The organism is Palleniella intestinalis, assembly GCF_013166595.1.
GTDB classification, from domain to species: domain Bacteria; phylum Bacteroidota; class Bacteroidia; order Bacteroidales; family Bacteroidaceae; genus Prevotella; species Prevotella intestinalis.
This window is the reverse complement of the sequence record NZ_JABKKG010000004.1, coordinates 235,230-258,830: the sequence shown is the minus strand read 5'-3', so window position 1 is coordinate 258,830 and position 23,601 is coordinate 235,230. Positions and strand designations below refer to the sequence as shown.

The following is a 23,601-nucleotide window of genomic DNA, read 5'->3' as shown; positions in this document are numbered from 1 at the left end:
GTCTGTATGTTTATCCGTGATTGTTCATGTACTCTGTTATCCTTCCTTTTGCAAGGTGGTAGTTGGACTTTGCGGCCGACGGAGTTGACTCCATGACGGCGGCAATCTCGTCATAATCCATCTCGTCATAGTAGCGCAGGTTGAACGCTATCTGCTGCTTCTCAGGCAGGGAAAGTATTGCTCTTTGCAGCATAACCGCCTCCAAATCGCTGTAGTCCACATAGGCGGCAGCCGGAAGCCCTGCCACGGCAGTCCCTGCGCTCTCCAGCGGCAATGTCTCCGGTCGGTGGCGTGAAAGCAGGCGCAATGCCTCGTTTGTGGCAATCCTGTAAATCCATGCCGTCAGCGAGCCTTTTCCGTCAAACCGCGGGAAAGAGCGGAACACCCTGACGAATGTCTCCTGCACTGCGTCCTGGGCATCATCGTGCGCCACGACAAGGCGGCGGATGTGCCAATAGACCGGCTCCTTGTACTTCGCCATCAGCTGTCTGAAGCCTTTGTCCGGAGCCGTCCGCATCGCAAGGATTATGTCTTTATCGTCCATAGCATTCATTTTTCGGAGGGTTTCTGTATATATAAACCCGAAAACTTCCGAAAAGTAAAATACGGAAATGATTTTTTTATATTTCTCAAAGATTTTTAATCTCTCGAAGAAAAGAAAGAAACAAAAGAATCCACGTAAATCCTCTTTATCCACATGTGCTATCCGTGTAAGGGAGAAGCAGGTGTTTTCCTGTTCATAAAAAACTTTAATCTATTATATGAATAAATTTCTGCAATATATTCTTCAAATACAAATAAAAGTATTATCTTTGTCCTCGTTAAACAAATGAATTAACGATAAAGGCCGGAAGCAAATATTTCCTGTCTATGAAAAACGAGATGTTCCTGCACCATTATGGGAAAGACATCAGAGAAAGACATCAATACAGCAAAGCAAAACAGGATGCACACAGCATCACTTACCGCACTGCATCTGTTGGTGGACGGAATATGTGCGTGTAGTATCGTAATGGTGACAGCGAACGCCGATGCTATCACCATAATTGCTATATTTTCCTTGTATAACATCATAGCATTTGCCTCACAACCGCTGACAGGGCTTTGGATGGATAAGACCATACACCACAGGATGCCATTCTTATCAGCAATCGTTTCTCTCTTATGCGGTTCAGCCCTGAGCATGCTCGCAGGGACATGGGAATCTATGGCTTTGTATGTCTCCACAGCCATTCTGTTAGGCATTGGCAACTCACTTTTTCATGTCTATGGAGGAAATGTTGTTGCAAAAGCGTGGCATAACGACCCACGTCCTTTGGGAGTTTTCGTCTCCACCGGAGCCGTGGGGCTGACATTGGGACTGTGCATTCACTCCACCATTATGTTACTATCCTTTTGGGCAGCCACAGCCATTGTCGCATGGTTTCATGCACACAATGCCAATTATTCAGAGTTTCTCCACACTGCCTGCAAGCACAACAAAGAGGGCAAAGTTCAGGAAAACATTCCTTTAGCCTTTTTATTATGCCTGATGATTGTCGTTGCAGGACGTTCTTTTATTGGTAAAATAACTCCACCGATAGTACCATCATCAATCGTGATGATAGTCCTTGCAAGTGTTATTGCCATGGCAGGAAAAGCAGCAGGAGGATTCCTTGCAGCATTAATAGGCATACGCAAGGCATTGATTGGCTCACTTATGGCAGCATGTGTAGCACTGCTGCTATGCCCTTTTCATATAGCAGTGATTCCTGTCACCGTCTTTCTTGCAAACCTGTCAATGCCATGCACGCTTCATCTTGCTGTCAGTGCCATGCCCGGGAGGACGGCTTTGGCGTTCGGTATGCTTGCTGCGGCACTCCTTCAGGGCTATTGGCTTGGCGGAATGTGTATGTCTCTTCCTGCCTTTTGGTCATTGCTGAATCCACTTCTTGCCACAATCATCATCGAAAGCCTGATGCTTCTCTATATGCGTGAGAAGGCTTGGCAGGTTCTTACAGCATGTGTGCTGATGAATATCCTCACCAATGTGCCACTGAACATCTTTATCTCTGCATCAAGTGTATCATGGGCTGAGCTTATAGGGCTGGAATTTATTATCATGCTTATAGAATATCTTCTATACCGATGCCTACGCATCAACAGACATACAGCAATGACTTACAGCGCAGTGTGCAATGGTACAAGTTTTCTTTCCGGACTTGTTTTTCAATTAACGATCTTATCATAACTAAAAAAAATACTATTATGATTCCTTACTTAGATATAGCTCCTGTACCAAACCATGACAATGAGAATGCCATAAAACTTTCTCCTAAAAAAGATATGCCGCCATATCTGCCTCCGGCAGATGAGCCTATCTATACGGACGGAAACGGTACAATGATTGCCACAGAGACAGGTCAAAAAGAAAACGCTTCGTCCATAGACAATAACTTCTCAAACACAGCTATTGTCTGTGGAGCAATAATACTACTTGCCATTTTCATTGTCATAGCAGGAAGAGTGAGAAAACAAAGGGAAAACATCAATTAAGCCGGTTAAGAAGCACTTTTTTCAAGACATCAATTCGTTTGTATTAGAACAAATCCGCTATTGAGAATATAAAATAAAAACAGCGGCAGCATATTCCAAAACAGAATATGCTGCCGCTGTGTGGGCATCAATGAAATGCTTTTGTCACCGTCCGATCCAAGACTCCGGATTCAGTTTTGCCGTGCCTCGGCGCAGCTGGAACTGCAGGATGTTGTCCTTGCCGACAAGGCCGAGCTGCTGTTTTGCAGCGACCTTCTGTCCGCGCGATACGCTTACGCTGCGCAGGTTGCAGTAGACGGAGATGTACTGTCCGTGGCGCACCATGACCACCATCTGCCCTCCATAGCCGAAAACGGCACTCACCTCGCCGTCGTATATGGCACGTGCGGCGCATCCGGAAGAGCCGAGGATGTTTATACCCTTATTGTCAAGGTGCACATTAGGCAGCCCTTCGACAGTGTACTGCCCGTAATGGCTCACTATACGGTAACCACCGGTGATAGGAATCGGCAACCGCCCGCGGTTCTTCTCAAACCCGCCACTGACAAGGCGGTCGGCAGAACTCATTCTGAGCGCAGGCTCCGCCTCTTTCTTTGCTTCTGCCACAGCCTTCTCCGAGCGTTCTTTCTCCGCCTTCGCCTTGCGCTCTGCAGCCACGCGCTCTGCCTCTGCCTCACGCGCAGCCTGTTCGGCACGCACCTTGGCAGCAGCATCTTTCTTTGCAGCCTCACGCGCCAAAGCCTTAGCTTTCTCCTCACGGGCACGCGCTTCGGCTATGCGCCGTGCGTTCTCCTCTGCCTTTCTGGCAGCCTCAGCCTGCTTGCGCGCAAGTTCCTCCGCAGCCCTTTTCCTTGCCGCGGCCTCTTCTTCGGCACGCTTCTTGGCCTCTGCCTCGGCACGCAGGCGGGCACGTTCCACCTCCTTGGCTATCTCAGCGTCAATCTGGGCGTTAAGGGCAGCGTCCTTCTTCTTCTGCTCGTCGATGACACTCTGTATCACCTTCTGCTGCTTCTGCAGCTTTCCGACAAGGGCTTGCTGCTCGGCATGCTTGCCTTGCAGTGCCGCCTGCTCCTTCTTTCCTTTATGGAGCAAGTTGCTCTTCTCGCTCTTGACTGCAACAAGCTGCTCCTGCTTCTTGTTTATCTGCTGCTGCTTCATCTTCACCTGCTCACCCTGCACTTTCTGGTACGAGGCATATTCACGCAGGAAGCGCATACGGCGGTACATCTGCGTCATGGACTTTGCGGAGAAGATGAACATCAGCTGGTCCTGAACCGAATTGTGGCGGTTCATGTAGCGCATTGCCTTGACATACCGGCGGCGGCGGTCCTGAAGCTGGAGATTGAGCGTTGAGAGCTGGCTCTCAAGGATGTCTATGTTGCCCTGTATGCCGCGGATGTCCTTATTGATGCTGTCGATGCTGCGGCGGCGGGTCTCGATGTCACCGGAGATAATCATCAGGTCGTGGAGTTTCTTCTTCACGTCCGCCTTGTTGCGTCGCAAGGCAGCTTCCTGCGCCCTGATTTGCTTCTGCAATGCCGCACGCTTGTTTTGCAGTCCCTTTATGGAAGAGTTTGTCGGTGCTGCCTTCTTTGTCTTCGCCCGTGTTGTCTTCTTGGTGCTTTTTCCTTGCGGACGCTTTTTTGCAGTGGTTGTCGTAGTCTTTTTCCTTGCCGTTCCGTTCCGCTGCTGTGCAGGAATGCCGAGGCAGAGGAGCATTGCGAGAATGATAAGTATGTGTCTCTTCATTGTCAGTCTGTGGTACTGTCAGTGGTATGGTCTTACGGGGTGGGGTTCAGTGGAATATGTCTTTTTATGCTATTGTGCAAAGCTCATGAGTTTTGCCATAAGCACCTGTGCCGGCACTTCCTTGTAATTAGCCTTTACCGAGGTGTAAGTCTCGAAGTCGCGTGTTGTGTTCGGTGCGCCGATGTTCACCTTCACGGTGACTTTTCCGCTGCCTTTTATGTTGGAGTTGATGAGTTGTTCAATCATCTTTCCGAAGTCTGCATCCTTGACTTTCTTGCCGTCAGGCGAATAAAGGTTCTTCCATGCCATGGCCTCGACTGTCTTGAAATTGATGTTGTTCTTGACAAGGACATCAAGGGAGTTATACGGAGCCTTTGTGTATTCCTTTCCCATGCGGTTGACAATAAGTATATAATCCGGCGTGAACTCAATGATTCCCACCTCTATGAATCCCATGAAGGTGAGGTTCATCCTTACCACCTGGCTGCGTTTCATGGCAAGTTTTCCGCCGAGGTTATAGGAACTGCCGTCCATACCGACAGCGAGGTCAAGGTCAGCAACGAACCTGTTGACTGTGGCTTTCTGCTCCACCTCGACTTGGCGTGCAAGTTCCTCACGCGTTTCAGAAGCGACGGTCGTTCCTCCGGTGGTTTTCTTGATAGGCTCCTGTGACACCTGCTTTGACGAACCGCAACCGGCAAGTGTCAGTCCGAGCACCATGGCGAAGATTGTTGCCTTTATGTTCATTTTCATTGGATTTTGTTTTATTGTCATTTCTTTTTCTGTGAGGCGGCGAGTTTTTTGTCTATTGCTTTCTGATGCTCGAGGTAAACTTCCTTCTCCTCACCCTCTTTGAGGTTCTTTACGGCAAGGTCCATGTAAATCTTAGCCTCTTCGTAGCGTCCCTGAAGATAGAGGATCCAAGCGTATGTGTCAAGGTATGTCGGGTTGTTCGGCTCCGCCTTTATTGTTTTCAGGCTCATTGCAGCCGCCTTGTCAAGGTCTCTGTTTTCCTCGGAGAGATAGTAAGCGTAATTGTTCAGGCACGGAATCTTCTCCGGGTCAAGGCGCAGGCAGTTCTCATAAGCCTCGAACGCCTCCTTTGTGTTGCCCAGCTTGTGCTGCGCATCGCCAAGGAGTTCGTACATCTCCACAGCCAGTTCCTTCTCCTTTGCCTCATCGACATGCTCCGAAGCCTTTATGAGAGCTTCCACACATTCCTTCGTCTGATCGTTAAGGAAATAACCCACACCGAGGAAATAGCTGAACGCCCATTCGTCGGGATTATACTGCAAGGCAGGCTTTGCAAGGCGTATCATCTCCTCATGCTCCCCTTTTCCCCATGCCATCTTTATCAGTTCGAAGCGCGCCTGGGCATGTTCCGGGCGAAGGTCAAGTATCTGTTGCAGCACAGTCCTTATGGAATCCTCCGGCATGTGCTTCATGGTCATGTAGGCAAGTTTGAGTTCCATGACCTGCGTGTCAGTCTGTTTGCTTTCGAGTATTTTGTCAAACAGGGCAAGAACCGCCGTGGAGTCCGTCGTCGCCTGTTCCTGCCGTCGGATGTACTGCTTGAGAAGGAGAAGGCGTGTCGATTGTTGTGTCTTCGGGCTGAGAAGTATTCTGTTGCGGAGAGTGTCAGCAATGTTCTCCTGTCCCTCACTGCTGTAATAATCCATCAAGGACATTTGTGCAGCCTCATTGTCAGGGTCTTCACGGAGAACAGCACTGTATTCTGCCATGGCTTCCTTCTTTTTGTTCTTTCCGAGCAGCCAGTTGCCCATCATCACGCGGTAGTTGAGGTCCAGAGGGTGGTTGTCTACAAGGGCTTTCAGTTCATGGTAAGCCTTCTTGTCCTCACCCATGTTGCTGTACAGCTGCACCTTTGTCATGGTAGTCTGCTCCGTCTGCCCGTCCTGAGTCTCAAGACGGTTGAGCGTCTCAAGGCATTTGGCATTGTCCTTCTTGTAGGAATAAATCTGCAGGAGCAGATGAAGCATGTCGGTACGCTCCGGAGTGCCGCGCACGATCTCCTCGGCGACAGATATGGCACTGTCAATCTCGTTGTTGTCAAGATAGACAGGAAGCAGCGCTTCCTTGTACGTGATGTTGCCCGGACTAAGCTCTGCGGCCTTGCGCATCATCACGACTTTCAGCGAGTCCTGCCCTTTCTGACGGTAACAGTCGGCAAGGAAGAAATAAGTCTCTGAGGCTTCCGGATTCATTTCCCGGCAACGCTCCAGCAGAACCATGGCAGAGTCGGTGTCGCCGACATTAAGACGCGTCACAGCGCCAAGGAAGATGTACTTGTAACTGTTCTTCTCCTCCTCGGTGAATCCTCCCTTTTCAAGGTAGTCATCGGCAAAAGTGACCATCGCCACAATGCCGAGAAGCATCGCGGCAAAAGCCCTTTTCAAACCTCCATGTTTACATATCAATCCATTCATCATATCAAGAAAAAAATCCTTGCAATCACTTCACACCGGTGTGGCCGTAGCCTCCTGCGCCGCGTTCTGTCTCATCCAGTTCGTCAACAGCAACGAACTCCACTGTCTCGTGCTTTGCTATGACCATCTGGGCGATACGCTCACCGTCGTTGATCGTAAAATCCTTGTCACTCAGGTTCACCAGCAGCACACCAATCTCTCCCCGGTAGTCGGCATCTATTGTGCCCGGAGAGTTCAAGACCGTTATGCCGTGCTTCAGTGCCAGTCCCGAACGTGGGCGCACCTGCGCCTCATAGCCGGCAGGAAGAGCCATGAACAGTCCCGTTTTGACTATCGCGCGCTGCAACGGACGGAGCACAATCGGCTCGTCAAGATTGGCACGCAGGTCCATTCCCGCACTCTGTTCCGTGGCATAAGCAGGGAGCTCGTGATGTCCCTTGTTGATTATCTTTACCTCTAACATCTTTCTTTCTGTTTGCATTATATCATATATAAAGTGCAAATTTACTGTTTTTTCCCGAATAACGCAAGAAATGTCAATCCATAATGCTTAATTCTTAATTTATTTTACTACTTTTGCATCATGATGAACTGGCAACAACTTATTTCGACGAAGCGCCTCGGACAGGAGGCACGGCATATTGAGCGCCACGATGAACGCTCTGAGTTCAAGCGCGATTATGACAGGCTCATATTCTCCGCCCCTTTCCGCCGCATGCAGAACAAGACACAGGTCTTCCCGCTCCCGGGAAGCATCTTCGTGCATAACCGCCTGACCCACTCGCTCGAAGTGGCAAGCGTGGGCATGTCACTCGGCAACGACGTGGCACGCGCGCTTACCGCCATACATCCGGAACTGCAGGACACATTGTTCCAGGAGATAGGCACCATCGTGGCCACCGCCTGCCTTGCCCACGACATGGGCAACCCTCCTTTCGGCCATTCGGGAGAGAAGGCTATACAGACATTCTTCACCGAGGGCAAGGGCAAGTACATCCGTGAGATGATAAGCCGCGAACTGTGGGACGACATCACGCACTTTGAGGGCAACGCCAATGGTTTCCGCCTTCTCGCCCACAGGTTCAAGGGACGCCGTGAGGGTGGTTTCGTGATGACATACACCACTCTCGCATCCATAATAAAGTATCCTTGCGAGAGCCGTATGGCGGAAAAAGGCACAGTCTGCGACGCTCCCGGCGCACAATACTGTGGCAAAGGAAAGTTCGGATTCTTCAACGATGATGCGCAAATCTATCGCAAAATCGCCACCGACCTTGGCTGTTACAAGCTCCGCCATCCTTTGGTCTATCTTGTGGAGGCTGCGGATGACATCTGTTATGAGATAATGGACATTGAGGATGCCCACAAACTGAAGATTCTTTCCTTTGAGGAGACAAGTTCCCTTCTGCTCGGATTCTTTGACAAGGAGACACAGGAGAGCATCCGCAAGCGCATCGATGATGAAGGGATAACGGACAGCAACGAGCAGGTCATCTACATGAGAGCGCGTGTCATCGGGCTTCTTGAAAGCCTTTGCGCCGATGTGTTTACCACCCATGAGCAGGACATCCTGCGCGGAGAGTTCCATGGCAGCCTCATGGATTCCATTCCCGAGCTGCCCCTCTCAGCCTACAAACGCTGCCAGAAGGTTTCGCAGAAAAAGATTTACAGCAGCAAGCCTGTCCTCGACATCGAGCTTTCGGGTTACAAAATCATGGAGACTCTCATGGAACAGATGGTGGAAGCCGCTGTCTATCCCGACCGTTTCTACTCCCGCCAGCTCATCCGCCGTGTGTCATCCCAGTACGACATTGAAGCCGAAGACCTTGAGACGCGCATCCTTGCAGTGATAGACTACATCTCAGGAATGACGGACATCTATGCCCTCGACATCTATCAGAAAATCAATGGCATAAGTCTGCCGATAGTATAGGCAAATATGGGAACACAGTTTTCAATACATAAAAAGCTATTACTATGGATAAATATATCAAAAAGAATGGAGTTCAGCAAGCAACTGATGCTGTATATATATTGAAAACCGCTATATTGCAAAGTCAGGCTCGTGCAGCAAAGTCGGTTAACCAAGAGCAATTGGCATTTATAGCATAGGTTACAACTGACGAATTAAAACACATTTCATCAGTTCGTCAAGAACTTCATCTACAAACGTCTCAAACTGAGCAAGATGCAATTCGTCAGTTTCAACTGACGAATTGTGGGGATTTCCCTATAATCCCATTCCTTAGTATCAGTTTCACACACCACATTGCAATTCTGACCTATGTGAAAGATAACATAAATCATCTTCTGAATCCGCATGAAAACCTATTCGCATGGTGTTCGATATGAGATTCCGTCAACTCCATTTCTATGCAATTCCAAGTCTCGCCAAGGCAATAGTAGCTTTCGATACTTTCTCTTTGTACCTGCTTGAATCCTGCTGCTTCATAACAACGTATTGCAGAGGGATTGTTTTCAAACACGCCAAGCGATATTTTGGTTGCACCTAATTCTTTGCAAGCATAGTCAACAGCCATGCCGACAAGCATCTTGCCCAAACCGAGACCTCGCCTTGAATCATCGACAATAACAAAGCCAAGACGCCATTCCGCCTCATCTGCTGACGGGCGTCGTAATGTCACATATCCAACAACCTCTTCATCGGAAACCATTGTAAAAGCCATTGACGAATGGCCATCTATGAACTTGCGATAATACATTTTCATATCTTCTGCCGTGACAGGGTAACGCGGATACCTGTCGGCACACCATTGCCGCATGAGGTGTTCGCTTTTCAGCCATCCGGCAATAATGTTTGCATCAGCCGGATGAAATTCTCTCAATCGCACGTTCATGGCCTGTAATCACGCTTTATTTCATCGATCGACTTGCCACCGATGCCGAAATTCTCATCCGGCAATTCCTTTATGGTAACGGTGAAGAACTGCTCCGGGATATTGGTAATCTCGGAAGCCGTAGCCGTGAGCCGCTCGATAAGCTCTTTCTTTTGTCCTGCGGTCAGTATGCCGCTTTCAATGGATATGTATGGCATATTCTCTATTATTTCTTCTTTATCGTTTGGCATTTTCTCTGTGTCATCTCTTCAGCAAAAGCCTGCTCACCATGCTCCTTTATGAAACGGATGCAAGCGGGACGGTCGGACCTGAAGATAAATGCAAACACTTTTGCCATGAAATTGGAATAGACTTTGCACTCCGTGACATTCATTCCGCATTCTGCACAAGTACGGAATCCCTGACCATAGACACACTTCCTTGTTTTGCACCATGATGCGGACTCATTCTCACGGCAGCCCGGACATTTCCCGGAAAGATGCTTACGGCAAGCACCACAATAAAGTCCGCAGCCGGCAATCAGCTCTGCATTGTTCTCAACAGGTTTCATACTATTTTGTTTTCGTTTATCCGAATGCAAAATTAATAAAAATCAATGGTATGCACAACTTTTCAGCTATAAAATTTAATTGTTGTATATTTCATAAACTTTCAACATGCTAATATACAAGGGCTTTGTTGCTTTTGCCAACACAATAAAAAAATATAAGATGTGAATCTGTCTTTCTATGCCCTTTAATGAACAAATTCCGCACTCTTGTGTAAATTCTACCCTGAAATATTTGGCAGTGTCAGATAAAGAATGTATCTTTGCAGCGTAATTTCTACACAAGAGATGTTATGGAAGAGAAAAACTACTGTTATAAGTATCCGCATCCGTCTGTCACAACCGACTGTGTGATATTCGGTTACGAGGACATGAAACTGAAGGTCCTGCTCATAGAACGCGGGCTTGAACCGTACAAAGGGAAATGGGCGTTTCCCGGTGGATTCGTCAAAATGGATGAGTCGGTGGAGGAGGGGGCGAGGCGCGAACTTAGGGAGGAGACCGGATTGGAAACAAACATGATAGAGCAGTTCTATTGCTTCTCCGACCCGCAGCGTGACCCTCGCGAAAGGGTCATCTCCGTTGCGTTCCTCGCTTTGGTGAAAATGTCGGAAGTCCATGGAGGCGATGACGCTGCCAACGCACGATGGTTCAACCTTGATGAGATACCGCAACTGGCGTTCGACCACGACAGGATGCTGCGCATGGCTCTGCAAAAGCTGCGTGAACGTATCCATTTCCAGCCAATCGGCTTTGAACTTATGCCTGAGAAATTCACCTTGAAGCAGCTGCAGATGCTCTACGAGGCTATCCTCGATGTGCATTTCGACCGCCGCAACTTTGCAAAGAAAATGCTTCATTTCGACATACTTACCCAACTTGAAGAGACCGTATGGCCGACACCGAAGCGTGAGGCTTATCTCTACAGTTTCAACAAGGAGAAGTATGACGAACTGAAACAGAAGGGATTCAGATTAGAGTTTTAACCTTAAAATCAACACACATTTATGTTAGGAGCAATCATTGGCGACATCGTAGGCAGCACTTACGAGTTCCACAACATCAAGACAAAGGAGTTCCCGTTTTTCCCGGAGTACTCAAACTATACCGATGACAGCATCCTCACCCTTGCCACGGCTGACTGGCTGCTGCATGGCGGTGACGTCGCGCATCTATACAGCAACTATGCGGCAAAGAACGATGCCAGCTATGGTGGCATGTTCATACTATGGGTTGCTCGTTCACAAACAAAAGGTGACTTCACCCCCTACAACAGCTGTGGCAATGGCAGTGCAATGCGTGTCAGCCCCGTAGGATGGGCGTTCGACACAAAAGAGGAGGTGTTGCATCACGCCAGACTGTCGGCGGAATGCACCCATAATCATCCCGAAGGAATAAAAGGTGCACAGGCGACAGCCCTATGCATCTTCATGGCACGTAACGGAGCATCGAAAGACGAAATACGCAAAGCCATAGAGAGTGAATTCAACTACGACCTTTCGCTCAGTATCGATGAGATCCGTCCCCGCTATTCATGGGGCGGACTGGACGACGCAGGGAATGGCGGAACATGTCAGGGCAGTGTGCCACAAGCCATACGCGCATTCCTTGACGGCACAGACTTTGAGGACTGCATCCGCAATGCCATAAGCATCGGCGGCGACAGCGACACCATCGGCTGCATAACAGGCTCTATTGCAGAGGCGTACTACGGCATCCCGCAGGACATCCGTGAGAAGGCAATGGGCTATCTGCCAACTGAATTTCAAAGCCTTGTCACAGAGTTTGAAGCGAAATACAGCACCAACAATGACAAGAGTAACTCACTCTTCCATACCTTGCGGCAATTCTTTCTGAAAATTATTGGTGTCGCTAAAACCCCATAAGTTGTTGTGACATCTAATTTTCATACGGAATGTTTCGAGCTGCCCATCACCAGTTTGGGTGTCATCGTTGTTGTGACATCAAATTCTCATATGAAATGTTTCGCATAAAGTGTGGCGGAGCCACACTTTACAGCGAAATCCTGTTGCTGTATGCGAGGATAGGGGCTTGTCACAACTGAAACAGATTAATGATAATGTGTTGCATACGTTTCTACGTTTAGCGGTACCTGTTCAAACAAACTGTCAAACTATCTTATAAACATATTATTAAATACAAAAATGTCACGGCACGCAGATGTGCCGTGACATTTTTATGTGGTTATGTTTCGCCCTTGGCAGTGGGAGCCGTGGGGAAATGCGGGATTACAGGTGCTGCTCGACCTCGATTTCGGTGAAGGTCTCGATGATGTCACCTGTCTGGATGTCGTTGCAGTTGACGAGTGAGATACCGCACTCAAGGCCTGTCGCAACCTCCTTGGCGTCATCCTTGTAACGCTTGAGGGCGTTGATGTTGCCGGTAAAGATGACTATGCCGTCGCGGATAAGGCGCGCCTTGTCGGAGCGGTGTACCTTGCCGTCGGTGACGATAGCACCGGCAACGGTACCGACCTTGGAGATTTTGAACACCTCGCGGACCTCAACAGTACCTGTGGCAACCTCTTTCTTGATTTTGTCAAGCATGCCTTCCATGGCGGCAGTGATGTCGTCGATGGCGTCATAGATGACAGAATAGGTGTTGATTTCCACTCCCTCGTTCTCCGCAAGTTTCTTTGCGGCAGCGGAAGGACGCACGTTGAAGCCGACAATCATACCATTCTCGGCTGTTGAAGCCAGCATGACATCGTTCTCGGAGATAGCACCGACTGCGCCCTGGATGACCTTCACCTCCACCTTCTCTGTAGAAAGCTTGATGAAAGAGTCGGTAAGCGCCTCGACAGAGCCCTGTGTGTCCGCCTTGACGATAAGGTTGAGCATGTGGAACTCTCCGAGTGCGATGCGGTGGGCAATCTCCTCGAGGGAGAGAGTCTTCGTTGTTCGGAGGCTCTGCTCACGCTGCAGCTGCAGTCGTTTGGTGGCAATCTCGCGTGCTTCCTGCTCTGTCTCCATGATGTGGAACGAGTCGCCGGCTGACGGAGCGCCGTTGAGTCCGAGGATAATCACCGGCTCTGACGGGGCAGCCTGCTGCACACGCTGGTTACGCTCGTTGAACATAGCCTTCACACGGCCGTAGTAGGTTCCTGCGATTACTATGTCGCCGACATGCAGTGTGCCGTTGCTGACAAGCACTGTTGACACGAATCCGCGTCCCTTATCAAGCGAAGCCTCGATGATAGAGCCTGTTGCCTTGCGGTTAGGGTTGGCCTTCAGCTCAAGCATCTCTGCCTCAAGGAGCACCTTCTCCATAAGCTCGTCGACACCGAGACCACTCTTTGCAGAGATTTCCTGGCACTGGTACTTGCCGCCCCAGTCCTCGACGAGAAGGTTCATCTGTGCGAGGTCCTCACGGATTTTGTCAGGGTTTGCGCCCGGCTTGTCAATCTTGTTGATAGCGAACACCATAGGTACGTTGGCAGCCTGTGCATGTGCGATAGCCTCCTTGGTGGTAGGCATGACGGAGTCGTCGGCAGCAATGATGATAATAGCTATATCCGTAACCTGTGTACCACGGGCACGCATGGCGGTGAACGCCTCATGTCCCGGTGTATCGAGGAAGGTTATTCGTCTGCCGTCGGCAAGCTTCACGTTGTAAGCACCGATGTGCTGTGTGATGCCTCCTGCCTCTCCGGCGATGACATTGGTGTTGCGGACATAGTCGAGGAGTGATGTTTTACCGTGGTCGACGTGTCCCATGACGGTGACAATCGGCGCACGCTCGACGAGATCCACCTCATCGTCAGCCTCCTCGGTGATGGCGTTCTGCACCTCGGCAGAGACATATTCCGTTGAGAAACCGAACTCTTCGGCAACCATATTGATGGTTTCTGCGTCAAGACGCTGGTTGATAGACACCATGACACCTATGGACATGAGAGTTCCAATCAGCTTTGTCACAGGGACATCCATCATCGTCGCAAGCTCGGAGACAGTAACGTACTCTGTCAGCTTGAGCACCTTGCTCTCAGCAGCCTCAGCAGCCATTGCGGCGTCGCGCTGTTCTGCTGCTGCGTCACGCTTGTCCTTACGGTACTTTGCGCCCTTTTTGTTTTGAGTCTGCTTGTTGGTAAGGCGTGCGAGTGTCTCCTTTACCTGGCGTGCAACATCCTCTTCGTTGACCTCCTGAGGCTGGTTGCTGCGGCGGTTCTTCTTCTTTGACTTCTTGTTGTTGCCCTGATTGCCGGCATTGGCATTAGCGTTCTGACCGCCGTTGTTGCCGCCTTTGCCCTTCTTAGGCTGGTTGGCAACATCGTTGATGTCGACACGCTCCTTGCCGATGCGTGCACGCTTCTTCTTCTGGTCACGTGCCTGCTGAGCCTTTTCCTCACGCTCCTTCTTCTTCTCCTCCTTGGATTTCTTCTTCGGACGAGTGCTTTGGTTGATAGCAGAGAGGTCAATCTTGCCAAGGACTGTGAAAGAAGGCTTCTTGTTATGCTCAAGACGGAATGCGCCGTTCTCTGTTATGCCCTCCTCCTTTGCCGGTTCTTTAGCCTCGACAGGCTTTGATTCCGTGGCAGGAACAGGCTTCTCGGCAGGTTTCGGAGCCTCAGGTTTTGGTGTTTCCTGTGACTTCTGCGGCTCTGCCTTTTCCTTCTTAGGTTCTTCCTTTACAGGCTTTGGTTCCTCTTTTACCGGCTGTGGAGCAGGCTTCTCCTCCTTTTTGGCAGGCTTTGGCTCAGCCTTCTCTGCCTTGGAAGGCTTTGCAGGCTTGCTCTTTGCCGGCTTCTTGAACTGGTCAAGGTCAATCTTGCCAATGACGTTGAAAGTCTGCTTCTCCTCCTTCTTCTCAGCCTTTTCGGTCTTTGCTGCCGCGGCAGCCTCCTTTCTGTCGGACTTTTTGTCCTTCTTCTGAATCATCTGTTCAGCCTTGCTGCGCACTTCGGCATCGGTGCTGAACTCTGTTTTCAGTGCAGAGTACTGCTCATCGGTGAGTTTGAGGTTAGGATCGACACTGTCTATGCCGTATTTCTTTTCAAGGAATTCAGACACCGTCTGTATTCCGATGTTAAGTTCACGAATTGCTTTGTTTAATCTTATGCTCATTGATACCTCCTATTCTTACTGTTCGAACTCAGCGCGGAGTACTTCGAGAACGTGGTCGACAGTCTCTTCTTCGAGGTCTGCCTTCTCAATTAGCATTTCACGTGGTGCGTTAAGAACTGATTTTGCCGTGTCAAGGCCGATAGACTTTATTGCTTCGATCACCCATCCGTCGATTTCGTCGATGAACTCGTCAAGATAGATGTCCTCTTCTCCCTCCTCATTGTCAGCGGAATCGCGGTAGACATCGATGGTGAATTCTGTGAGGAGAGAAGCGAGCTTGATGTTGAGTCCGCCGCGTCCGATGGCGAGGCTGACTTCCTCCGGTGCGAGGAACACATCTGCCTTGCGGTTCTCCTCGTCAAGGGTTATGCTGCTGACTTTTGCCGGAGAAAGTGCGCGCTGTATGAAGATTTTAGTGTTGGCGGAGTAGTTGATGACATCGATGTTCTCGTTGTTGAGCTCACGCACGATACCATGGATACGTGCGCCTTTGACACCTACACATGCGCCAACCGGGTCGATGCGGTCGTCGTAGGTCTCCACTGCAATCTTTGCACGCTCACCCGGGATGCGGGCAATCTTATGTACTTTGATGAGTCCGTCTGTGATTTCCGGCACTTCCTGCTCCAGAAGGCGCTGGAGGAACATAGGGGATGTGCGCGAAAGGATAATCTTAGGGTTGTTGTTCTCATTGTCAACGCGAAGGATCACCGCACGCACTGTCTCGCCTTTGCGGAAGGTGTCGTTTGGAATCTGCTCTGTCTTAGGGAGGATAAGCTCATTGTTCTGGTCGTCGATGATGAGAATCTCGCGCTTCCATGTCTGGTAAACCTCGCCTGAGATAAGTTCTCCGATGCGGTCCTTGTACTGGTTGTAGACAGCGTCATGCTCCAATTCGAGAATCTTTGACGCAAGAGTCTGGCGGAGGTTAAGGATTGCGCGGCGTCCGAAGCTTGCGAAATCGACAGATTCGGACACGTCCTCGCCGACCTCATAGTCGGCGTCAATCTTCTGTGCCTCCTTCAGTTCGATTTCCTTGTTCTCGTCCTGCACGGCTCCGTTCTCCACAACAGTGCGCTTCATGTAGATCTCGAGGTCGCCCTTGTCAGGGTTGACAATGACATCGAAATTCTCGTCACTGCCGAAGATTTTCGCTATCACGTTGCGGAAACTCTCTTCAAGGACGCTTACGAGCGTTGTGCGGTCAATGTTCTTTGTTTCCTTGAACTCCTTCAAGGTCTCAATCATTGAGGGCTGTTGAATAGTTGATTTTGTTGCCATTTTTATGTTTTTGTTTTCTTTTCTTCCTTTTCCTGTGCCACAGCCGGTGCATCGTGGCAGAAACTAACCCACACGGCGGGTGTGGGTTAATGGTTGCTTATTTGAACTTCAGGACATACTTTGTGTGCTTGACCTCGTTCATGTCGAACTCAAGGTCTGTCTCCACAAGCTGCGGGCGCTTCTGTCCTTCGAGGCGTTTCTTCTCCTTCACTGTGACAACGAACTTCGGTTCGTCGACGGACTTGAGGATTCCCGTATGCTTCTTGCCGTCCTTGCGGAGCACCTCCACTTCCTCGCCGATGCAGTTGATGTACTGCTGCACGACTTTGAAAGGCTGTCCGAGACCTGCCGAGCCCACTTCCAGCTCATAGTCCTCCTCGTCACGGTTAAGGTTTTCTTCGAGGAAACGGCTCAACTGCGCACAGTCCTCAATCCAGACTCCGTCCTTATGGTCAATCTCGACCACGATTCTGTCGTCCGGGGTAACTTCCACATCAACGAGGAAATACTCCTTTTCCTTGAGCCACTCGTTGACCAATGTCCTTACTGTTTCTTTGTTTATCATATATATGTGTTATAAGGTGTGCCTGAAAAACATGCTTCTGAGTGCACATCATATTCTTGGGCGGTATGCGTCCCTCCCTTTTCCAAAATAAGAATGAGAGACCTCGGCTGAGGCCCCTCATTCCACTGAACGTATGCAAAGTTACACATTATTATTAAGAATTTCACTACTGACAGCACCAAGCCTGCATATATTTAAATAACATTAACACAAAACATGTGTTGTCAGTCAAATATCTGCCGCATTATCTGTAACGACTTAGGCTCCGGGAACGACGGAATGTTCTGCCGGTAGTAGCGCACGAGGAGTTCGAGCAGTGCCTGCCGCTCCCTGCGTGAGAGGGGGAAAGCCGCCATATTGCCATAATCCATGCCGATGATTTCGCCGAACTGCCATGCGTTGTCAGCATGCTGTATGTCCCACCCGAGATACTTTGTCAGCATCACAAGGAAAGCTATGTGGAAGTTTGCCGTCCCTTCCGTCGCGAGGTCAAGCCATTGGAGGGATGTCTCCACGAAGCCATAAAGCCGGAAATCAGACTGTTCCGTGCGTGTCGCATAGGCAAGAATCTCGGCAAGGAAGATGCCCACGGCTATCTTTGCCGGCTCGAAGCACAGCGACTGCCATGGCGCAAGGAGCTGCGCATCGGAAATCTTCTGCATCTGCTGGCGCGGACGGTAGTCTATTTCCATGGCAAGGAGCGTCAGCGGCTGGAAGAGTTGCTTCGGCAGCCGTGACCGCTGGGTCTGCGGAATCTTCACTACGGAGGTCACCCTGCCAAGCTGTTCGGTGTAGAAATTGACAATCAGCTTCTTATCCCCATATTTCAGTGCGTTGAGCACTATGGCATTCGTCTTTACAAGCATCGTATTGTGTTTTACTGGTTATCAATGACATCACGTGCAGCACCGTCCATACTGCAACACCGTCATGATATTCCTCAGCCCTCAAACTGGCGGTATGCTTTCGGAGACATGCCCACCTGCTCCTTGAAGAACTTACCGAGAGCCGACTGTGTGCTGAAGTGCATCTCCTCGGCAATCTGCCCTATCGGCTTTGCAGTATGGCGGAGGAGGAGCCTTATTTCAAGCGTGGTGTAAATGTCAAGCCACTCGCTCGGTGTGCGCGACGACACTCTCTTAACCACTTCAAGCAGAGTCTTCGGCGAAATGCCCAGTTGCCCGCTGTACCATGATATGTGGCGCTCATGGCGGAAGTTGCCCTCCACCATGCGTATGAACGCCTCGAAGGTCTCCTGCGCCTTAAGACTTGTCGTTGGCTGTTCGTCGGTGATGATGTTGCTGAGGTCATAAATCATCGTGGCAAGCACCGTCCCCGCTATCTGGCGGCGGAACTTATGCGACGTGTCGCCCACCTTTTCCCTCAGAATGGCAAGATAATTCAGGAATGCCGCCATGGTTTCCGACGACAACGTTACCACAGGGCGCTTGCGCGACATGACGAAAAGGTTGGAGACATCGCGCACCTCACGGATGACGGAGTACAGATAGTCGTGGGAGATGAGCAGCGCACTGCCCCGGAAATCCTTGCTTGTCTTTATGTCGCCAAGCACCTGCCCCACCGCAACGATTATCACATCGTTGGGCTTCACCTTATGCTCCACCGTGTCCACGGTGTAGCGTCCTTCACCGCCTGTACAGACTGCGGCGAAAGCGCACTGCATCTTGCGTGCCTCGCCAGGCAGTGGCAGTTCTGTGAAATCCGTCAGCACAAGGTCTTCGTCGATGTGGCACGTCGGCGTGCAGTAACGCATGAAGCGCTTGATGTTTATGGGTAATAATGTGAGTTCCTTCATTTCTATTGGTTATGTCTTTCCTGCTTTTCGCCGTATCCGGCAATTTTCTCCTTCACATAGGTGGCAAGCTCCGGGCTGTCAACGATGTCTATATGGTCATAAAGTCCGAGGACAAACCTGCCAATGCCGAGCATCGAGCACACTTCCGTGGAGAGAATCCACCGTCCGTTCTCCTCGGTGATGTCATGTTCCGCACGCGGATATTCCTCAACAAGTACATTGTACGCCAGCCTGTCCATGCTTATGCGGACACGGGTGAGCGTCTCTGAGGCGAAATTGAAATAGTCGTTGAACATCTGACGGTGGAGGTTGGCATACGCCCACTCCTCATCAAGAATCTCGACGCTCTCCATTCGCGCGATGCGAAACGTCTTGTTCATCCCTGACCGTGGCTCATAGGCACGCAAGTCGCGTCCGCCATTCATCAGGAGGTAGGGCTCCACCTTCCTGTCGGTGACGGAATGAGAATGGGAGGAAGAGTATCCGCGGATGAGGATGACACGGCGGAACTTCACCGCCTCATAGATTTTGTTGGCAATCTGTGCCTGACGACGGCGCACAGGGTCGTTCTCGAGGATGTCAAAGTCATAGAACCGCGCGAGCTTCTGCTTCACGGAGCGCACCACGGCACTCCTGTCGTCGGCTCCGTCAAGGAGAAGTTTCAGCATTATCGCCTCATCCTCGGTGAACTTCACGATGTCGCAAAGGCGCGAGAGGAACTTCGACTGCCGCGAGATGCTGTAATAACGCCCATGCTTCACGAGGTTGAACTCGGCTCCCTTGAAGAACTCCAGATAATAGTACAGGTTGCGTTTGCCGATGCCGAGATGCTCACACATCTGCTCGACAGTCCACTGCCTGTTCTCGGTAAGCATAAGAAGGAGTTCAAGTTGCAGTCCCAGTTTGTCGTGGCGCATATAGCTTCATGTTCTTTATGTGGTGAATGATGGCGAATATTAGCTTTATTATAAATCAAAATCACCTATCTTCTCTTTATATTCAAACCATAAGCTCTTTAATCTTAGACCATTCTTTGACTTTTTCTCCAAATGTTACGCTGGCGACATTAGATGTAGAAACTAAAGCTATGTATGGAAAATCGATATCAGGAAAGAATTTTTCAAACGTCCTTTTTGTACCCTTCGGCTGATTACCTTTTCCATTCAATACAATCATTTTGATACTATGATGTTGAGAAAGGAATGTTGCAATGTCATTAGCAACTTGCGATTTTTCATCAAAACCTGCGTCTGTCGACCCTTTTCTTGATGCAGCAGAAAGGCAATCCCAAAGAGCTATGCCAACTTCCGCAACAAAATCCTTATTGCTTAAGTCCTCAAATCCAGGAAAGACTGTCCTTAAAATCTCCCAAAATGAATTATTCTTATTTGCATAATATGATTGCTGCTTAATCGACTCATCGCCAGGAAGAGTTCCTAAAATAAGCACTTTTGGTTCTTTTCCAACCCAAGGTTCCAACCCTTGTTTTAGAGAATGATTGGCTGTGGAAACGAAGCTTTCTTTGACTTTCACTATCGTTTCAGGCATTGTGGTGGCATTGCACTTTTTCCCTTTTACTTTTATCTCGCCTGATTTTATGAGAGTGTACAGCATATCCACAGTCATACCACTGCTCCCGAAATCGCTGATATAGAAACCAATCTTCCTCATCTTACCTCTAATACATTTTTGTGTGTCACGTTCAGCATTGCGGAGTTTCTTTATCAATACCTTTAGCTGTTCTATTTCATCATATGTAAATTCTGTCTTTCCTTTCATTGTATATAATTTAGGTTATTCTAATGCTTTAACTAATAGAGATAATAAAATCCATTGGAAAGTAGGTAACCTCTCAAGCACTTAGTATATTTATCAGTGAAAATCAACAATATACTTAGAACATGAGCGATAGATTCCACTTGCAAAGTTACTGATTTTTTCTGTATTATCAATGAGTTTTTCAAAAAAATCAAATGCTGAACTGAAAAAACATAATTTTATCTCTTACAAGCAGAAACAGATGCAAACACGAAACCATAAAAGCATTATGCAGCAAAACGAGATAATAAGAATTTTATACTCTATCATTACAAAATGATGGAGATAGGGACAAAAGAATCCAATGGTGACCATTGACTGCACGGAAGGTGACGTTTTAACACACCAAAGGTTACCTTTCACTGAGTAAAAGGTAACCTTTGGTAAAGCATTATAATACAGCGGATTGACTAATCCGTCACTCGCTGCATCCTGATTATTCTTCCTATGGCAAAAGGAGATGTGATTTCCAAGAATGAGTCGCTCACACTTACAAACTCTATGACTCCTTGGAATGCGTATTCCGAGTTCACCTTCATGTGCAGAGTATTCTTCTGCAATGAGGAGATATAGCGCAAATCCCATGTTCCTGTGACATCCTCATCGACCACAATCTCCCAGTCGGTCAGAACGCTTTCACCGTTGACCATGACGCGCTCGCGGGACTTAAGCAGGACATGCCCTGTCAGTTTGCCGTCATCACCAAAGGTGTAGTGTTGCTCCAAATATGTCAGCTCCGACTCCACAACGGACATCCAACTGCCTTGGACTTGCTCGGAATACTGTTCTCTGAGAGCCTTTGTCTCCACAGTGGTGGTGTCGTCAACTATCGGCTCTGACTCTTTCTCGCAAGAGGAAAGCGTAATCAGAAATGCGCAACATAATAAAATAAATATCCTATGCTTCATAAAAAACAGACAGCTAAATCCCATTACAATTGCTACACAATAAGGGCAGAACCCATTTGAGCTATTATTCCACACACTACATATAGACAGATTACTATTAGAAATCCACTATTACATACTTTACATTAAACTCCATGTTCTCGGCTAATACAGGATAAGTTCTATTCAGTTCTATACCACTTGCATCCGACAATATAAGTGTACCTTCTGTCTTGCACACTATCGTACTACCGCTTTTTAATAGTTCAAAACCATAAGTAGGTTTCTGTCCTGGAATATACCCCATATTTTCAGAAGTAACACCTCCATTCGGTTTAACTACGAAATCTTCTGTAGGCAGAGGATATTTGTTTATAAAATAGACATCTCTGCATATATATGTCCCAGCTGGCATGCCAAATTTCTTTGCGCCTTCCGAATTGAATATACATGCAAAATTATCTCCCCCTTTTCTGCCATTTGGATTTTTCTCTATATCTGTATACCCTCTCAATGTCAAGTACTGAACTTCACCAATAGCTGAAGCGGTCATCAATTTCGAAGCATACGATGGTGAAAGTTTCACGCTATCCATTAAAATATCCTTATATCTAACATTATAAATAAACATACTATCCCAGTCTTGAGTTTTTGCCATTGTACGAGGTGAGGGTTGGGATGGCACAATTTCCACCGTAACAGCATTAGATGCGTGATTTGACAAAGACTCTTGTTCATCAGAGCATGAAAACAAAAACAGCGCAAGGCTAATGAATGTAAGATTTTTAAAAATTTTCATAGATAAACTAATTTAAATTAATTGAATATTTTAGTGAATAAATAACACCAATAATAATACAAATATTTAATTTTTGTCATTATAATAATGAAATAACATTCACCGTGCAAATATAAGAATATTTTTTGAAAAAGCAAAATAAAATGTAAAAAAATAGCATCTTACAATGTTATTCTTCAACAGGGGCTTGTCTTACGAACCGCGTTAGCGGTGGCAATAGAGTAGCCGTGGGTAGCAACCCACGGATTGCAAAACAGCCACCGCACAACGACCGAATCTCGGTCGAACAGTACGTAGATGATGATATTTTATTCGACCGATAAACCGGTCGCGCACAGAGCGTTTCTTGTATTCCGTGGGTGCTACCCACGGCTACTTTCTTCAACCGCTGACGCGGTTCTCCGCACAAAGGTATCCCGGCATAAACGTACATACATTAAAGATGCATTATATTTTACCGGACACACATAATATAATATTCAACCTCGTCAGCGGCATTTCTCCGCCGGATGTGCACACCCTGCCACGCAGACTTTCCTCCACCCTACTTGAATTCAAGGCTCAGTTCGCCCGTGCCGAGGAGGTTGTACGAGAGGCGGTGATAGGGCGTTGTGCCGTATTCTTGAATAGCCTGGCGGTGCTTCTTTGTGGGATAGCCCTTGTTGGATGCCCAGTCGTACTGCGGAAATTCCTCCGCAATGGTGTTCATGTAGTCGTCGCGGTAGGTCTTTGCGAGGATGCTTGCCGCCGCTATGGCAAGATATTTGCCGTCGCCTTTCACTATCGGCGTGTATGGCAATGGCTGTTCCGCACGGCTGCCGTCAGGGAGCAGAGGGCAATAGGGCGTGAATCGGTTGCCGTCGATTATCAGTGCTTCGGGTCTTACGCCAAGGCCGTCGATGGCGCGGTGCATGGCAAGGAACGATGCGCGCAGGATGTTGATGCGGTCTATCTCCTCAGGAGTGACAATGCCCACCGCCCATGCCACGGCGTCACGCTCTATCTGCTCGCGCAGCATGTAACGCCTTTTCTCCGTAAGTTGCTTGGAATCATTCAGTTCCTCATTATGGTAGTCGGGCGGAAGGATAACGGCGGCGGCATAAACCGAACCGGCAAGGCATCCGCGGCCTGCCTCGTCGCAGCCTGCTTCGACAAGACCGTCATAATAATGGTTTAGGAGCATCGGTTTATTTAATTTTGCTTAAATGTTAGAGT

At 48.7% G+C, this 23,601-nt stretch carries 24 protein-coding genes; 6 read left to right on the top strand and 18 right to left on the bottom strand.

The features are described from left to right. Nucleotides 1-10 precede the first annotated feature (10 nt). Nucleotides 11-544 (bottom strand): RNA polymerase sigma factor, encoded by a 534-nt coding sequence (locus HPS57_RS07530; RefSeq protein WP_253946495.1) that lies wholly within the window; start codon nucleotides 542-544, stop codon nucleotides 11-13. Nucleotides 545-898: 354 nt separating this feature from the next. Between HPS57_RS07530 and HPS57_RS07525 the strand changes: the two genes are divergently transcribed. After that, entirely contained in the window at nucleotides 899-2,230 is a 1,332-nt protein-coding gene (locus tag HPS57_RS07525) for an MFS transporter (RefSeq protein WP_172181746.1), read from the top strand. A gap of 17 nt (nucleotides 2,231-2,247) precedes the next feature. Further along, a complete protein-coding gene (locus tag HPS57_RS07520) occupies nucleotides 2,248-2,535 on the top strand; it encodes a hypothetical protein (RefSeq protein WP_172181743.1) in 288 nt (95 codons plus the stop codon). A 144-nt stretch (nucleotides 2,536-2,679) separates the two neighbouring features. On the opposite strand, the gene HPS57_RS07515 is transcribed toward HPS57_RS07520, so the two are convergent. The 4 genes from HPS57_RS07515 to dut all read right to left on the bottom strand — a co-directional run bounded on the left by HPS57_RS07515 (nucleotide 2,680) and on the right by dut (nucleotide 7,194). Then, nucleotides 2,680-4,284, bottom strand: a complete 1,605-nt coding sequence (locus HPS57_RS07515; protein WP_172181740.1) for a murein hydrolase activator EnvC family protein — start codon at nucleotides 4,282-4,284, stop codon at nucleotides 2,680-2,682. 69 nt (nucleotides 4,285-4,353) lie between these two features. Continuing rightward, nucleotides 4,354-5,037, bottom strand: coding sequence for a lipoprotein insertase outer membrane protein LolB1 (gene lolB1 / locus HPS57_RS07510; RefSeq protein ID WP_172181737.1), 684 nt, complete (start codon nucleotides 5,035-5,037; stop codon nucleotides 4,354-4,356). 17 nt (nucleotides 5,038-5,054) lie between these two features. Continuing rightward, a complete protein-coding gene (locus HPS57_RS07505) occupies nucleotides 5,055-6,701 on the bottom strand; it encodes a tetratricopeptide repeat protein (RefSeq protein ID WP_172181734.1) in 1,647 nt (548 codons plus the stop codon). Between the two features lie 55 nt (nucleotides 6,702-6,756). Then, nucleotides 6,757-7,194, bottom strand: coding sequence for a dUTP diphosphatase (gene dut / locus HPS57_RS07500; protein WP_172181731.1), 438 nt, complete (start codon nucleotides 7,192-7,194; stop codon nucleotides 6,757-6,759). A gap of 123 nt (nucleotides 7,195-7,317) precedes the next feature. On the opposite strand from dut, the gene dgt reads away from it, so the two are divergent. Both dgt and HPS57_RS14440 read left to right on the top strand, forming a co-directional pair. Beyond that, nucleotides 7,318-8,664 (top strand): dGTP triphosphohydrolase, encoded by a 1,347-nt coding sequence (gene dgt, locus HPS57_RS07495; RefSeq protein ID WP_172181977.1) that lies wholly within the window; start codon nucleotides 7,318-7,320, stop codon nucleotides 8,662-8,664. Between the two features lie 44 nt (nucleotides 8,665-8,708). After that, complete coding sequence (locus tag HPS57_RS14440) at nucleotides 8,709-8,843, top strand: hypothetical protein (RefSeq protein ID WP_256378281.1); 135 nt, start codon at nucleotides 8,709-8,711, stop codon at nucleotides 8,841-8,843. Between the two features lie 191 nt (nucleotides 8,844-9,034). On the opposite strand, the gene HPS57_RS07490 is transcribed toward HPS57_RS14440, so the two are convergent. The 3 genes from HPS57_RS07490 to HPS57_RS07480 are packed head-to-tail and all read right to left on the bottom strand — an operon-like array spanning nucleotide 9,035 to nucleotide 10,139. Beyond that, on the bottom strand, nucleotides 9,035-9,589 hold the full coding sequence (locus HPS57_RS07490; protein ID WP_172181728.1) for a GNAT family N-acetyltransferase: 555 nt from the start codon (nucleotides 9,587-9,589) through the stop codon (nucleotides 9,035-9,037). Beyond that, on the bottom strand, nucleotides 9,586-9,786 hold the full coding sequence (gene dmpI / locus HPS57_RS07485) for a 4-oxalocrotonate tautomerase DmpI (protein WP_172181975.1): 201 nt from the start codon (nucleotides 9,784-9,786) through the stop codon (nucleotides 9,586-9,588). Before dmpI ends, HPS57_RS07490 begins: the two co-directional genes overlap by 4 nt. Before the next feature lie 8 nt (nucleotides 9,787-9,794). After that, nucleotides 9,795-10,139, bottom strand: a complete 345-nt coding sequence (locus HPS57_RS07480; RefSeq protein ID WP_172181725.1) for a DUF3795 domain-containing protein — start codon at nucleotides 10,137-10,139, stop codon at nucleotides 9,795-9,797. Between the two features lie 290 nt (nucleotides 10,140-10,429). On the opposite strand from HPS57_RS07480, the gene HPS57_RS07475 reads away from it, so the two are divergent. After that, on the top strand, nucleotides 10,430-11,122 hold the full coding sequence (locus HPS57_RS07475; protein WP_172181722.1) for an NUDIX hydrolase: 693 nt from the start codon (nucleotides 10,430-10,432) through the stop codon (nucleotides 11,120-11,122). Between the two features lie 21 nt (nucleotides 11,123-11,143). Next, nucleotides 11,144-12,022, top strand: coding sequence for an ADP-ribosylglycohydrolase family protein (locus HPS57_RS07470; RefSeq protein WP_172181719.1), 879 nt, complete (start codon nucleotides 11,144-11,146; stop codon nucleotides 12,020-12,022). A 363-nt stretch (nucleotides 12,023-12,385) separates the two neighbouring features. On the opposite strand, the gene infB is transcribed toward HPS57_RS07470, so the two are convergent. The 10 genes from infB to rnhB form a co-directional block, all read right to left on the bottom strand. Then, nucleotides 12,386-15,220, bottom strand: coding sequence for a translation initiation factor IF-2 (gene infB / locus HPS57_RS07465; RefSeq protein WP_172181716.1), 2,835 nt, complete (start codon nucleotides 15,218-15,220; stop codon nucleotides 12,386-12,388). Nucleotides 15,221-15,235: 15 nt separating this feature from the next. Then, nucleotides 15,236-16,501 (bottom strand): transcription termination factor NusA, encoded by a 1,266-nt coding sequence (gene nusA / locus HPS57_RS07460; protein ID WP_172181713.1) that lies wholly within the window; start codon nucleotides 16,499-16,501, stop codon nucleotides 15,236-15,238. A 97-nt stretch (nucleotides 16,502-16,598) separates the two neighbouring features. Beyond that, on the bottom strand, nucleotides 16,599-17,066 hold the full coding sequence (gene rimP / locus HPS57_RS07455) for a ribosome assembly cofactor RimP (RefSeq protein ID WP_172181711.1): 468 nt from the start codon (nucleotides 17,064-17,066) through the stop codon (nucleotides 16,599-16,601). A gap of 224 nt (nucleotides 17,067-17,290) precedes the next feature. Beyond that, nucleotides 17,291-17,932 carry a DNA repair protein RecO gene (gene recO / locus HPS57_RS07450; protein WP_172181709.1) on the bottom strand — a complete coding sequence of 214 codons (642 nt, stop codon included), beginning with the start codon at nucleotides 17,930-17,932 and terminating at the stop codon, nucleotides 17,291-17,293. 74 nt (nucleotides 17,933-18,006) lie between these two features. After that, a complete protein-coding gene (locus tag HPS57_RS07445; RefSeq protein WP_172181707.1) occupies nucleotides 18,007-18,882 on the bottom strand; it encodes a helix-turn-helix domain-containing protein in 876 nt (291 codons plus the stop codon). Between the two features lie 2 nt (nucleotides 18,883-18,884). Then, the gene (locus HPS57_RS07440) at nucleotides 18,885-19,799 is read right to left on the bottom strand and encodes a helix-turn-helix transcriptional regulator (protein ID WP_172181705.1); all 915 of its coding nucleotides are present in this window, start codon (nucleotides 19,797-19,799) and stop codon (nucleotides 18,885-18,887) included. An 82-nt stretch (nucleotides 19,800-19,881) separates the two neighbouring features. Further along, entirely contained in the window at nucleotides 19,882-20,661 is a 780-nt protein-coding gene (locus HPS57_RS07435) for a DNA-deoxyinosine glycosylase (protein WP_172181703.1), read from the bottom strand. 449 nt (nucleotides 20,662-21,110) lie between these two features. Next, complete coding sequence (locus HPS57_RS07430) at nucleotides 21,111-21,608, bottom strand: hypothetical protein (protein WP_172181701.1); 498 nt, start codon at nucleotides 21,606-21,608, stop codon at nucleotides 21,111-21,113. A gap of 97 nt (nucleotides 21,609-21,705) precedes the next feature. Next, the gene (locus HPS57_RS07425) at nucleotides 21,706-22,245 is read right to left on the bottom strand and encodes a hypothetical protein (protein WP_172181699.1); all 540 of its coding nucleotides are present in this window, start codon (nucleotides 22,243-22,245) and stop codon (nucleotides 21,706-21,708) included. 685 nt (nucleotides 22,246-22,930) lie between these two features. Further along, nucleotides 22,931-23,569: a ribonuclease HII gene (gene rnhB, locus HPS57_RS07420; RefSeq protein ID WP_172181697.1), complete on the bottom strand. Its 639-nt coding sequence runs from the start codon at nucleotides 23,567-23,569 to the stop codon at nucleotides 22,931-22,933. Nucleotides 23,570-23,601 lie beyond the last annotated feature (32 nt).